Source organism: Pacificibacter sp. AS14, from assembly GCF_038899935.1.
GTDB lineage: Bacteria > Pseudomonadota > Alphaproteobacteria > Rhodobacterales > Rhodobacteraceae > Celeribacter.
On sequence record NZ_JBBMQI010000007.1, the window covers coordinates 60637 to 73835 of the forward strand.

Genomic DNA, 13199 nt, shown 5'->3' on the forward strand with positions numbered 1-13199 from the left:
GCTGGTGCTGGCGTTTAGGGACCCCTAATGTGCTACAAAATCAAAGCAAATGGGCCAAAAACGTCATGCATCTGGATCTATACTTTTTTGCGTTTGCTATTCCCGCTGTCATCTTTGCGGGGATGGCTAAGGGGGGCTTCGGCGCTGCATCGGGCATTGTCGTCACGCCTTTTTTGGCACTGATTCTTACGCCGGGGCAGGCCATTGGGCTGATGTTGCCGCTTATGATCGTGATGGATATCGCGGCTTTGCGAGCCTATTGGGGCAAATGGGATTTGAAAATTTCATTGCGCCTCATCTATGGTGCAATCCCTGGTCTCATTATCGCAGGGCTGGTGTATCAATATACCAACCCAGACGTTTTTCGTCTGTTGATTGGCCTCGTTGCGATTGGATTTGTGCTCTATCAAGGGGGCAAGGCGCTGGGCTGGCTTAAGCCGTCACGGCGCAAAATGGGCAAGGTTGGTGGGATGTTTTGGGGGAGCGCAAGCGGGTTCACCAGCTTCGTCAGCCATGCGGGCGGCCCGCCTGCATCGGTTTATCTGCTGACACAGCAGTTGGATAAAACCACCTATCACGCCACCGGCGCGCTAGCCTTTTTCGTGATTAATGTTTTGAAAGTCGTTCCTTACCTGGCGTTAGGAATTTTCTCGCCAGACACGATTCAAGCGGATTTGTACCTGCTGCCTGTGGCGCTGATAGGTGTTGTGATCGGCGTGCAATTTAACCGGCGTGTGTCCGATCGCGTTTTCTTTTTGCTGACTTACGTTTTCTTGTTTGTAACAGGCCTGAAGCTCATCTTTGATGCACTCACCTAAGGGGGAGATGATGCGCTCACCTTTGGTGAGGTATTACGCGTCTTCGTCGGTGAGCTGTGCCACTTCTGCTAAGATTTCAAAGGCTTGACCTGAGGCCACCAAACAAGAGATGCCGTTTGTGTTGGTGACCAGAATGGTCCAGCTGCCCGTGTCTTGTGAGGCATAAATTTCAAACACGCCGCTGTTGGGTGCAAGGCCGATGGATTGACGCACCTCGCCGTACTTGCTGGCCAGGCGGGCGATCACCTGATCGCGTTTTGCGCAGTTTTGTTGGGCCGACAGGGCTGTCGGCAAGATGAAAGCCGCAAAGACAGCTACAAAAATGAGCCGCGTAAAATAAGTCATTCCAAAGTCCTTTCTTGGTAAAGGCGCGCCAAATCGCGCGCGTCTAATAAGTGACCAGGATCTGCGCGCTGGTCTCATGTCACATGGCTTTGGGCCTTAAGTGTCTGTCATTTATGCCTCTATGCTGAGCTATGAACAGTCAAAAAGTGGTTAACGCTGAGGTCTCTCGAGACCCAATAGGGGCAGCCTTAGGTGGTGTTTTTCTGCGCTGCGGAAATTTTGCACTTGCGTGATGGTTCGATTTCGTGCCTCATTGCGCAATAATATTGCGCACAGAAAGAATCAATGACCCAAGCACCCCATCGCTACACATCAGCACGTCCCTATCGTTCAGCCCTCTACATTCCAGCGGCAAAAGAACGCGCTTTGGAAAAAGCCAAGGGGCTTGCTTGCGATGCCATTTTGTTTGATCTCGAGGATGCCGTTGCGCCAGCTGAAAAGGACGCCGCACGCCAGACATTGAAAGACGCGATTGCGGCGGGCGGTTACGGGGCGCGCGCCAAAATCGTGCGCGTAAACGGGTTTGACACCATTTGGGGTCGCGACGACGTTGCTGCTTTCGTTGGCGCAGATATAGATGGAATTTTGCTACCCAAAGTAGAGAGCGCCGTCATGGTTGAAGCGCTGGCAGAGGCCATTCCCGATGTGCCGATTTGGGCCATGATGGAAACGCCGCTGGGGATGTTGAACGCCGCCGTAATCGCCGCGCATCCGCGTATGGCGGGTTTTGTCATGGGCACAAATGATCTGGCGAAAGAGTTGAACGCAAGGTTTCGGGCTGACCGCTTGCCTATGATGGGCGGGCTGCACTTGGCGCTTTTGGCTGCCAAGGCTTATGATCTAGTGGTGCTTGACGGCGTCTACAACGCATTTAAGGACGACGATGGGTTGAAATTTGAATGCGATCAGGGCCGCGATATGGGGTTTGATGGCAAGACATTGATCCATCCCGCGCAATTGGCCATCGCTAACGCTGCCTTTGCGCCAAGTGCCGATGAGATTGATTTGGCAGAACGCCAGATCGCTGCATTTGAGGCTTGCGAGGCAAAAGGTGAAGGTGTTGCAGTTGTCGATGGTAAGATCGTCGAAAATCTTCATATTGTGACGGCGCGGGCCACATTAGATAAGGCGCGCGCGATCACAGCAATGGAGTAAACCATGATCCTTATCCTTCTCGGCCTGCTGCTCTGGAGTGGCGCTCATTTTTTCAAACGATTGGCGCCTGATGCGCGCGCCAAGATGGGCGATAAAGGCAAAGGCCTTGTTGCCCTGCTATCGCTCCTTGCCATTGTCTTGATGGTCATCGGATATCGCAATGCGGATGGTCCTGTGTTTTGGGGGCGTAGCGCCGCGATGGGCGGCATCAACAACCTTTTGATGGTGTTTGCCTTTTATCTGTTTGCATCAAGCGGCGCGAAAACGTGGATCACCTCTAAGATTAAGAACCCTCAGCTGACGGCTGTTAAAGTTTGGGCGTTGGCGCATTTGTTGGTGAACGGCGCTTTGGAAGACATTTTGCTATTCGGCGGCATGATGGCTTGGGCCGTTGCGACTGTGATCTTGCTGAAACGCAGTGGTGTAACACCGGCGCCTTATGTGCCTGTGAGTGCAAAAAAAGAAATCACCGCCGCGGTCATGGCTGTTGTTGTCACTGTTGTTGTGATGGGCATTCACGCAGCACTTGGTGCGACACCTTGGGGTTAGGGGGCTGATTATGAAAGCTTATCGACTTTTGACGGCCGATGACACGTCTGAGTTTTGCCACAAGGTGACTGAGGCCTTGAGTAAAGGTTGGGAACTCTACGGAAATCCCGCCTACGCCTATGATGCGGCCAATGGGACAATGCGTTGTGCCCAAGCCGTGACCAAAGACGCCAAGGGGGACTATTCCCGCGACGTCAAACTGGGGGCCCTTTAACCGAGGGCTCTCGCATGCGGAGCTTGTACAGATGAAGACCAATTCGGGACGTTTTTTTGAGGATTACACTGTTGGTCAAGTGATCGAGCATGCCGTGCCGCGCACTTTGTCTGGGGGGGAGCGGGCGCTGTATCACGCGCTCTATCCTGCGCGTCACGCGTTGTATTCATCTGACGAGTTCGCGGAAAACTGCGGCTTGGTAGCCTCGCCGCTGGACGACTTGATCGTTTTTCATACGGTCTTTGGCAAAACGGTCCCCGATATCTCGCTCAACGCCGTTGCCAACTTAGGCTATGCCGAAGGCCGGTTTTTGAAGCCCGTGTTTGCGGGCGACACCTTGCGGTCTGTGTCCGAAGTGATCGGCGTCAAACAAAACTCGAATGGCAAATCAGGTGTCGTTTGGGTGCGCACCAAGGGCCTTAATCAGCATGGTGAGATCGTGCTGGAATATGTGCGCTGGGTGATGGTGCGCAAAGGCAATCTGGACGCGCCTGCGCCCGAAACTGTTATCCCGCAGTTGAGCGAGGTTGTTGACCCAAGCACGCTGGCCTTGCCCGAGGGGCTTGAGTTTTTGCGCTATGACTTTGGTCTGGCCGGCGAAGAGCATCGTTATGCCAATTACAAGATCGGCGAAAAAATCGACCATGTGGACGGTGTGACGGTTGAAGAATCTGAGCACATGATGGCCACGCGGCTTTGGCAAAATACCGCGAAAGTGCATTTCGATGCGACCAACCGTGCGGATGGCAAGCGACTTATATATGGAGGGCACGTGATTTCAATTGCGCGGGCTTTGTCGTTCAACGGTTTGGCAAATGCACAGATGATTGCCGCGATCAATGGCGGCTCTCATGCCAACCCCTGTTTTGCGGGTAATACTGTGCGGGCGTGGTCCGAGGTTTTGGATAAATCTGAAACCCGCGCGCCGGGCGTTGGGGCTGTTCGGCTGCGTTTGGTCGCTGTCAAAGATGGCGCGCCTGAGTTTGCGCTCAAAGACGATTCTGGGAAGTACCACGAAGACGTGCTTTTGGATCTCGATTACTGGGCCTTTATTCCGCTTTGATAGGGATATAAAAACCACAGTACTCACCGTACTTTGCGCCCTGACTTCAGGTTTCACCACGCCAGCTCATGCCGAGCTGACCGCAGGCGCGCCTGATGACGTCATTTGGTTTGTTGAGAGCAACATCATGGCGACGCTCTATCATGAGCTTGGCCATGCGATCATCGAGATTGAGAGTTTGCCTGTCTTTGGGCAAGAAGAGTTCACTTTGGCCTCTGACAGTTGGGGGCCATTGCTTGATGATTTGGCCCGTGATCACGTTAGCGACAGCATGTGTTTGGGCGGCACATTTGAGAGCAGTTTTGCGGGGCTGTTGGCTTCTGACATTATGCGCGCCGAAGTTGATGCCTTCAATGAGCAGTTTGAACTGTCAGGTAGACTGACAATAACGGTCGACACCTGCGATGAGGTGAACGCGGTTTTTGATCCGACGCGCCTCGAAATTACGATCTGCACAGAATACGTCGACTTCTTAGCCTCTATGGTCGATGAACTTTGATCTGAGCGGGCGGCGCGACTTTTGCGGCATCAGAGGCTAAACCCAACGATAATAGTCGGAAAATTTGTGACTGCATTTTGTGATCACGACAAAATATTTGTGATCACGTAGTTGGGTTTTGCTACTTTTTTACCCTAAATATGCGTAAATTTATCCTTCGTTAGCGCTGACAAAGGATGACTCTGGCCAAGAACTTGATACAACAATCGAGAACCGTCACCGCATCAATCGTGAAAGGAATTCGCCATGGCTGATGTGAACCGAGGCAACCGTCCTCTGTCGCCCTTTATGATCGGGACATACTATCGTCCCCAGATGACCTCCATATCATCTATCCTTGTCCGCATCACAGGCAACGCTTTGATCGTTGCTGTTTTGATGATCGTGTGGTGGCTTGTCGCCGCTGCAGTTTCACCAGAATGTTTCGCCTCTGCAGACGCGTTTTTGCGCTCTTGGTTTGGCGATCTGGTGTTCTTCTTTTCCACATGGGCCCTTTGGTATCACTTCGGCGGTGGCTTGCGCCACCTCGTGTGGGACTTTGGCTACTGTTTGAACGTTGAGACGTCTGAGAAACTGGGTTGGGCCATGCTGATTGGCGCGACTGTTCTCACTTTCGTCACAATGATCGTTACATAAGGGAGGCGGTAGATATGAATTTTCGCACTGATCGCCAACGCGCAGTCGGCCTTGGCGCCGCAAAATCTGGCTCACACCATCACTGGCACATGATCACATCGTCAATTGCTTTGCTGATCCTTGTGCCACTGTTTGTCTTGTCATTTGGCAACGCGCTGGGCGGCACATATGAAGAGGTGCTTGCGACTTATAGCAAGCCTTATCCCTCGATCATTGCAGGCCTCACGTTGGTTGTTGGCCTTCTTCACTTTAAAAGCGGCGCACAGGTTCTCATCGAGGACTATGTGGGTGGCCTCAAACGCAAGCTCACCATAATCGCAGTGAACATGCTTTGCTATACTTTGATCGCCGCTGGGCTTTTTGCCCTCGTCAAACTCGCGCTGTAAGGAGCACACCCCATGGCAGCAGCTTATGAATATGAAACACACGACTACGACGTCGTTGTGATCGGCGCTGGTGGCGCTGGCTTGCGTGCGACCCTCGGCATGGCCGAGCAGGGCCTGCGCACCGCTTGTGTGACCAAAGTTTTCCCAACGCGGTCGCACACGGTTGCGGCGCAAGGTGGCATCGCTGCCTCTTTGGGCAATATGGGTCCAGACAGCTGGCAGTGGCATATGTATGACACCGTCAAAGGCTCTGACTGGCTTGGTGATACAGACGCGATGGAATACCTTGCCCGTGAAGCGCCAAAAGCGGTTTACGAGCTTGAGCATTACGGTGTGCCATTTTCGCGCACCGAAGAAGGCAAAATTTACCAGCGTCCATTCGGTGGTCACACCACTGAATTCGGCGAAGGCCCCCCCGTACAGCGCACCTGTGCGGCGGCTGACCGGACTGGGCACGCGATCCTTCATACGCTTTACGGGCAGTCCCTGAAGAACAACGCTGAGTTCTACATCGAATACTTTGCCATCGACCTCATCATGTCTGAAGACGGTCAATGTCAGGGTGTTGTTTGCTGGAAACTCGATGACGGCACCATGCATATATTCAACGCCAAAATGGTTGTTTTGGCGACAGGTGGTTACGGCCGCGCTTACTTCTCAGCCACGTCTGCCCACACTTGTACAGGTGACGGCGGCGGTATGGTTGCACGTGCCGGTCTTGCTTTGCAGGATATGGAATTCGTCCAATTCCACCCAACAGGCATCTACGGCTCAGGCTGTTTGATCACTGAGGGTGCGCGCGGCGAAGGTGGCTATTTGACCAACTCCGAAGGCGAACGCTTTATGGAGCGTTATGCGCCGACCTATAAAGACCTTGCCCCACGCGATTACGTGTCTCGCTCTATGACCATGGAAATTCGCGAAGGTCGCGGTGTTGGTGAAGAGGGGGATCACATCCATCTCAACCTGTCACACCTGCCACCTGAAGCGCTTGCAGAACGTTTGCCTGGTATTTCTGAATCCGCGAAAATCTTTGCGGGCGTGGACGTCACCAAAGAACCCATCCCTGTTTTGCCCACCGTGCATTATAACATGGGCGGCATTCCGACCAACTACTGGGGTGAAGTGCTTAACCCGACTGCAAAAGATCAAAACGCTGTTGTGCCGGGCCTTATGGCTGTGGGCGAAGCGGGTTGTGCTTCTGTTCACGGTGCGAACCGTTTGGGCTCTAACTCCTTGATCGATCTTGTGGTCTTTGGCCGCGCGGCTGCGATCAAAGCGGGCAAAGTTGTTGACCCTGAAGCGCCAAATCCAGTTCTCAACCAAGCTTCCATCGACAAAGCCTTTGATCGTTTCGACGGTATTCGCAATGCAAATGGTGCGATCAAAACCGCTGAATTGCGTCTTGAGATGCAAAAAACCATGCAAGCTGACGCGGCTGTGTTCCGTACAGATAAGACGCTCAAAGAGGGCGTTGAAAAGATGACGGCCATCGCTGGTAAAATGGGTGATCTGTCTGTCACTGATCGCAGCCTTGTGTGGAACTCTGACCTGATGGAAACGCTTGAGCTGGCCAACTTGATGCCAAATGCGATGGCAACCATCGTGGGTGCGGAAGCGCGTAAAGAATCCCGTGGCGCGCATGCCCACGAAGATTACCCAACGCGTGACGACAAAGAGTGGCGCGTCCACACGGTCTCGCATGTTGATGGCAATAAAGTTGAACTGTCACACCGCGAAGTGGTCAAAACACCTTTGTCCACTGAAGCGGAAGGTGGCATCAGCCTTGAAACCATCGCACCAAAAGCGCGGACATTCTAATGCGCGTTCTTGGCCTTATCGCACTCACCTTTGCGCTCAGTGGATGTCTATCCACTGAGGCCTTGGTGGAAGCCTCCGCCCAATCGGCAGCAAAAAGCGTCATCAAGTCTGTGATTGCAGACAAATTGCCTGGCGTAGATGTCGATGATGCGGTGGACTGTGTGGTGGAAAACGCCACAACAGATCAAATCGTTGATATCGCCAAAGCGGCCGTGACTGGCGTTGATGACAGCACAGTCAGCACTGTTACATCGATTGCGACACAGCCCGATACAATCTCGTGCATCGCGCAATCGGAACTGAGCAACTTGCTCGGATAGGAGAGACTTATGGTACAACTAACTCTGCCGAAGAACTCAAAGATCACCACTGGTAAAACTTGGCCAAAGCCTGAGGGCGCGACCAATGTGCGCAAGTTTCAGATCTATCGTTACAATCCTGACGCGGGCAAAAACCCAAGCGTGGACACATATTTTGTTGATATGGACAAATGTGGCCCGATGGTTTTGGACGCGCTGATCAAGATCAAAAACGAAATCGATACGACGCTCACATTCCGCCGCTCTTGCCGCGAAGGCATCTGTGGATCATGTGCGATGAACATCGACGGCATCAACACTCTGGCCTGTATTTACGGCATGGATGAGATCAAAGCGGATGTGAAAATCTACCCATTGCCGCACATGCCAGTGGTCAAAGATTTGATCCCTGACCTGACGCATTTCTACGCGCAACACGCCTCGATCATGCCGTGGTTGGAAACCAAAACCAACAAACCAGCCAAAGAATGGCGTCAGTCAATTGACGACCGTAAAAAGCTTGATGGCCTGTACGAATGTGTGATGTGTGCTTGTTGTTCGACATCTTGCCCATCTTACTGGTGGAATGGCGACAAATACCTCGGACCAGCAGCGCTTTTGCACGCTTACCGTTGGATCATCGACAGCCGTGACGAGGCAACAGGCGAGCGTTTGGACGAGTTGGAAGATCCGTTCAAACTTTACCGTTGTCACACAATCATGAACTGCTCCAAGACCTGTCCGAAAGGCTTGAACCCAGCGAAAGCCATCGCGTCTATCAAAGGCATGATGTTGGAACGTGCGCACTAGCACCGACATCTAGATGTCGTGAAGATGAGCTCTTCATCGCTTGAAATTTTGGAAGCCCCGCTAATTGCGGGGCTTTTTTCATGGCGCCATTCAGAAGTACCACACCTTGATGGTGGCTTATTCAGAACAGCTCGGCTTTGCTGTCGCTAACGGTATTTCCGCAGGGGCGACGATCATCTTACTGGCCTTCGTGGCTTTGGCCGCCACCATGTACTTTACGCGCAACGAGGATTGGTACGGGCCTGAGGGCAAAGGTATGTTTGTCAAGAAAGCCAAAGCGTCCCCAGAGAGTATCGAGGCAAAAGCTGGACGAACGGTGGCTGCAAAAGCGGCAGAGGCACAAAGCTATGCCTGTTCCACTCGGACAATAGAGTGAGAGCCGCCAAGCGATTGGCGGCTCTTTTTCGTTTAACAAAAACGTTCAACGCCCACGATTTGATTGTCGCTGTATCGCGCGCCATGCGCCCAACCGACAGGCATGATCTGTTCGATCTGCGCAAGGTCTTCATTGGTTAGGGTTATAGTTGCCGCAGACAGCCAATCTTGCAGGTGCTCTTTTGTACGTGTGCCTGGAATTGGGATTACCATGTCGCCAGCCTTCATCGTCCATGCAAGCGCGAGGGCTGTTACACTGATGTTTTTTGTCGCCGCAAAGGCGCGAAAGGCGCGCACATGTTCCATATTGGCAGAAAAATTAGGTTCCATAAATCGCGGGTTCACGCGTCTAAAGTCATGAGCCTCAAATGTGCTTGGTGTCAAATCAACGGAGCTGATGACGCCACGCCCAACGGGAGAGAAAGGCACAAAGGCCACGCCCAGTTCAGCGCAGGTTTGCAGTACGCCCAATTCAGGTTCACGCGTCCACAAAGAATACTCGCTTTGAACTGCACGCACAGGTGTCACGGCATGAGCGCGGCGAATGGTTGTGGGGGCGACCTCAGACAGTCCCCAGCCGCCAATCAGCCCTTCTTCGATGAGCTTGCCCATACTTTCGGCAACCTCTTCGATAGGGCGCTCTTGTTCGCGGCGGTGGATATAAAACAGTTCAACATGGTCACGGTTAAGGCGTTCCATGGATGCCTCAAGTTCGCTGCGCAAATAGCCGAGCTCGTTATTGATGCTGCGCGGAGGCCCAGGCACGATGGCTGCTTTTGTGGCCAAGGTGATATTGCGCTTGGCGCCGACCTCTTTGAAATACCGCCCAATAATGGTCTCTGAACGCCCCATGCCGTAAATATTGGCCGTGTCCCAAAAATCTATACCAGCCTTGTCAACCGCAGCTAGTGTTTCCAAGCTGATCTCGTCATCAGCCGGTCCAAAGAACCCTGCAAAGCTCATCGCCCCAAACCCAAGCGCGCTGACTTCGGGGCCGTTTTTGCCCAGTTTGCGTTTTGGCATTGTCATTGGAAAATCCTTATAACGACTGAAAAAAGGTCGCCCATTGGACGACCTCTATATCTTAGATGATGTAGCCGCTAAGCCAAGCCGCAGTTATGCAAAGGCGGCTTGCAGCGCGATTTCGACCATGTCCCCAAACGAGCTTTCGCGCTCAGTTGAGGGCAGGGCCTCATGCGTGATCAGATGATCAGAAACCGTCAAAACAGCCAAGGCGCGCACGCTATGGCGGGCCGCCAGATTGTACAGTTCGGCGGCTTCCATTTCGACGCCTAAGATTCCGTGACGGATCATGATCTCATTTAGGTCGGGGCGCTCGTCGTAGAATACATCTGACGAATAAATGTTGCCCACATGGGTCGTGGTGCCTTTGGCACGTGCGGCTGCGACGGCTTTTTCGAGCAGACCATAATCTGCGCAGGGGGCGAAATTGATCTCTTTAAAAATACCGCGCGATGGCGTCGACAACGTGGACGCGGTCATGGCGATAATCACATCTCGGATGTTCACGGCCTTTTGCATCGCACCACATGATCCGATGCGGATCAGCGTTTTTGCGCCATATTCTGTGATCAGCTCATTGGCATAAATCGACAAAGACGCCATGCCCATGCCTGACCCGTGAATGGTGACAGGATTGCCCTTATAGGTGCCTGTGAACCCAAACATGCCGCGCACTTCGTTAACAAGTTTTGGATTGTCCAAGAACGTCTCAGCAGCCCATTTGGCGCGATAGGGATCGCCCGGCAGCAAAACGGTTTCGGCGATATCGCCTTTGGCAGCGGAAATATGTGGAGTTGGCATCAAAGCACCCTTTGTCTGGAGATGCTCTGACTATAGCTTTGAATTTGTCATGCGCTAGGGGTTACCTTGCGCTGTCTGGAGCAGGATCAAGTCGCAGGATCAACCAGACCAACAATATCGAACATAATACGGTTCAACTCAAAATCTTTGGGCGTGTAAACGCGTGCCACCCCCATTTCCAGAAGCGCCTTTTCGTCGGCTTCCGGAATGATGCCGCCAACGATGACAGGAATGTGTGACAAGCCGTTTTCTTTCATCTGCGCCATGAGATCCACCATCAATGGCATGTGTGAACCGGATAGGAGCGACAGACCAACGACATGGGCGTCATCGCGGGCGGCTGCGGTAACGATTTCCTGCGGCGTTAAACGAATGCCCTCATACGTGATATCCATACCGCAATCGCGGGCGCGGGCTGCGATTTGCTCGGCACCGTTGGAGTGCCCATCAAGACCGGGTTTGCCAACGAGAAATTTCATCTGTCGCCCCAAGGATTTCGACACGCGGGACACATCTTCACGAATGTCATCCAAACCTTCCGTGCGATTGGAAGCACTCGACGAGACGCCGGTTGGCCCGCGATATTGGCCGAAGGCAGCGCGGACCATCTCGCCCCATTCGCCGGTTGTAGCGCCTGCTTTGGCGGCAACAATAGAGGGCGGCATGATGTTCGCACCAGACTGCGCAGCTTCGCGCAACGCGACCAGTGCGTTTTGAACTTTGGCTTCATCACGCGACGCGCGCCACGCGTTCAGGCGCTCAATTTGATCGGCTTCCGCATGAGGGTCAGATTTCATGATCGACCCGTCGCCAGTGGTCAAAGGAGAGGGTTCCCCTTCAAGCCATTTGTTGACGCCGACCACTGTGGTGGATCCGGTTTCGATATGACCTATGCGGTCGGCGTTGGCCTCGACCAGACGAGACTTCATGTATTCGATCGCATCAATCGCACCGCCCATGCCGTCCAATGTGTCCAGTTCCGCGCGTGCGCCATCTTTCAGGGCTGCAACCTTGCGATCAATCGCAGGATTGCCGTCAAACAGGTCGTCATATTCCAACAGATCAGTTTCATAAGCCAAAATCTGTTGCATGCGCAAAGACCATTGTTGATCGAACGGGCGAGGCAGGCCAAGTGCTTCGTTCCATGCGGGCAGTTGAACGGCGCGGGCGCGGGCGTTTTTGCTGAGCGTTACCGCCAGCATTTCGATCAAAATGCGGTAGACGTTGTTTTCGGGTTGTTGCTCGGTCAATCCAAGCGAATTAACCTGAACGCCGTACCTGAACCTGCGAAATTTAGGGTCCTCGATGCCGTAACGTGTTTGAGTGATTTCGTCCCACAGCTCTACAAAAGCGCGCATTTTGCACAGTTCAGTGACAAACCGAATGCCTGCATTCACAAAGAACGAAATGCGTCCGACCATTGCTGGAAATGCTTCGGCTGGAACTTTATCCTTAAGGTCGTCAAGTACGGCGATGGCGGTGGCCAGCGCGAAGGCCAGCTCTTGCTCAGGTGTCGCACCTGCTTCTTGCAAATGGTACGAACAGATGTTCATCGGGTTCCATTTGGGCATATGCGCTTGCGTGTAGGCCGCAATATCTGTGGTCATGCGCAATGAGGGGCGCGGCGGGCAAACATAGGTGCCGCGAGACAGGTATTCTTTGACGATATCGTTTTGAACCGTACCTTGCAGTTTAGATACATCGGCACCTTGCTCTTCTGCAGCCGCGATATATAGCGACAAAAGCCATGGGGCCGTCGCGTTGATCGTCATCGAGGTATTCATTTGTTCAAGCGGAATGTCTTTGAACAACATCCGCATGTCGCCAAGATGAGACACGGGAACGCCAACCTTGCCAACTTCACCTTTTGCAAGTTCATGATCGCTGTCGTAACCCGTTTGTGTGGGTAGATCGAATGCGACGGACAGACCCGTTTGCCCCTTTGACAGATTGCTGCGGTAAAGCGCGTTAGACGCCTTTGCTGTCGAGTGCCCAGCATAGGTGCGGAACAGCCATGGTCTGTCTTTTTGAGTCTTCGGCATGATTGAGTCCGTTAGTTTGTAACTATATTTCAAACAAGATACACATATAGTAATAATAAGCCAGTATCAAATATTGTATCGCAGAAAATAAATTTTAATACTTTAAAACAGATACTTGGATTAATTTTTTGTGAGTATTGTGACGAATTAAATGTCAGGTTTGGTTAATATTTTGCATTTACTAAGTTATTAAATTACAATTTTTACAACAAAAATATTGCATAATTACTTAACGGATCGTAACTCTGTATCCAGAGAGGCTGCGATTCTGCGTCGCGGCATAGAGCAACCCTCCCCCGAAGCCCACTGGGGGAGGCGACCGGCCAAGACACATTTGACTGCCGGAGAGATGAAAAGGAAATA

The 13199-nt window shown here is 52.6% G+C and carries 16 protein-coding genes; 12 read left to right on the forward strand and 4 right to left on the reverse strand.

The features are described 5' to 3' along the window. Positions 1-29 precede the first annotated feature (29 nt). Positions 30-818 carry a sulfite exporter TauE/SafE family protein gene (locus tag WNY38_RS09000; protein ID WP_342857003.1) on the forward strand — a complete coding sequence of 263 codons (789 nt, stop codon included), beginning with the start codon at positions 30-32 and terminating at the stop codon, positions 816-818. A gap of 33 nt (positions 819-851) precedes the next feature. On the opposite strand, the gene WNY38_RS09005 is transcribed toward WNY38_RS09000, so the two are convergent. Beyond that, on the reverse strand, positions 852-1163 hold the full coding sequence (locus tag WNY38_RS09005) for a hypothetical protein (protein ID WP_342857004.1): 312 nt from the start codon (positions 1161-1163) through the stop codon (positions 852-854). Positions 1164-1448: 285 nt separating this feature from the next. On the opposite strand from WNY38_RS09005, the gene WNY38_RS09010 reads away from it, so the two are divergent. The 11 genes from WNY38_RS09010 (at position 1449) to WNY38_RS09060 (ending at position 8971) form a co-directional block, all read left to right on the forward strand. Beyond that, positions 1449-2318, forward strand: a complete 870-nt coding sequence (locus tag WNY38_RS09010; protein ID WP_342857005.1) for a CoA ester lyase — start codon at positions 1449-1451, stop codon at positions 2316-2318. A 3-nt stretch (positions 2319-2321) separates the two neighbouring features. After that, positions 2322-2867: an NnrU family protein gene (locus tag WNY38_RS09015; RefSeq protein ID WP_342857006.1), complete on the forward strand. Its 546-nt coding sequence runs from the start codon at positions 2322-2324 to the stop codon at positions 2865-2867. Positions 2868-2877: 10 nt separating this feature from the next. Beyond that, the gene (locus tag WNY38_RS09020) at positions 2878-3081 is read left to right on the forward strand and encodes a DUF1737 domain-containing protein (protein WP_342857007.1); all 204 of its coding nucleotides are present in this window, start codon (positions 2878-2880) and stop codon (positions 3079-3081) included. A 31-nt stretch (positions 3082-3112) separates the two neighbouring features. After that, positions 3113-4144, forward strand: a complete 1032-nt coding sequence (locus WNY38_RS09025; RefSeq protein ID WP_342857008.1) for a MaoC family dehydratase — start codon at positions 3113-3115, stop codon at positions 4142-4144. Between the two features lie 127 nt (positions 4145-4271). After that, positions 4272-4643 (forward strand): DUF4344 domain-containing metallopeptidase, encoded by a 372-nt coding sequence (locus tag WNY38_RS09030; RefSeq protein ID WP_342857009.1) that lies wholly within the window; start codon positions 4272-4274, stop codon positions 4641-4643. A gap of 246 nt (positions 4644-4889) precedes the next feature. Next, positions 4890-5279: a succinate dehydrogenase, cytochrome b556 subunit gene (gene sdhC, locus WNY38_RS09035; protein WP_342857011.1), complete on the forward strand. Its 390-nt coding sequence runs from the start codon at positions 4890-4892 to the stop codon at positions 5277-5279. Between the two features lie 14 nt (positions 5280-5293). Next, the gene (sdhD, locus tag WNY38_RS09040; protein WP_342857012.1) at positions 5294-5665 is read left to right on the forward strand and encodes a succinate dehydrogenase, hydrophobic membrane anchor protein; all 372 of its coding nucleotides are present in this window, start codon (positions 5294-5296) and stop codon (positions 5663-5665) included. 12 nt (positions 5666-5677) lie between these two features. Then, on the forward strand, positions 5678-7486 hold the full coding sequence (sdhA, locus tag WNY38_RS09045) for a succinate dehydrogenase flavoprotein subunit (protein ID WP_342857013.1): 1809 nt from the start codon (positions 5678-5680) through the stop codon (positions 7484-7486). Then, a complete protein-coding gene (locus WNY38_RS09050; RefSeq protein WP_342857014.1) occupies positions 7486-7806 on the forward strand; it encodes a hypothetical protein in 321 nt (106 codons plus the stop codon). The genes sdhA and WNY38_RS09050 overlap by 1 nt, the downstream gene beginning before the upstream one ends. Before the next feature lie 9 nt (positions 7807-7815). Next, the gene (locus tag WNY38_RS09055) at positions 7816-8595 is read left to right on the forward strand and encodes a succinate dehydrogenase iron-sulfur subunit (RefSeq protein WP_342857015.1); all 780 of its coding nucleotides are present in this window, start codon (positions 7816-7818) and stop codon (positions 8593-8595) included. 64 nt (positions 8596-8659) lie between these two features. Beyond that, the gene (locus tag WNY38_RS09060) at positions 8660-8971 is read left to right on the forward strand and encodes a hypothetical protein (RefSeq protein WP_342857016.1); all 312 of its coding nucleotides are present in this window, start codon (positions 8660-8662) and stop codon (positions 8969-8971) included. A gap of 32 nt (positions 8972-9003) precedes the next feature. On the opposite strand, the gene WNY38_RS09065 is transcribed toward WNY38_RS09060, so the two are convergent. The 3 genes from WNY38_RS09065 to WNY38_RS09075 form a co-directional block, all read right to left on the reverse strand. Continuing rightward, positions 9004-9999, reverse strand: a complete 996-nt coding sequence (locus WNY38_RS09065) for an aldo/keto reductase (protein ID WP_342857017.1) — start codon at positions 9997-9999, stop codon at positions 9004-9006. Positions 10000-10086: 87 nt separating this feature from the next. Then, positions 10087-10794 (reverse strand): purine-nucleoside phosphorylase, encoded by a 708-nt coding sequence (gene deoD, locus WNY38_RS09070; RefSeq protein WP_342857018.1) that lies wholly within the window; start codon positions 10792-10794, stop codon positions 10087-10089. Positions 10795-10880: 86 nt separating this feature from the next. Then, positions 10881-12836: a protein meaA gene (locus WNY38_RS09075; protein WP_342857019.1), complete on the reverse strand. Its 1956-nt coding sequence runs from the start codon at positions 12834-12836 to the stop codon at positions 10881-10883. Positions 12837-13199: the final 363 nt, after the last annotated feature.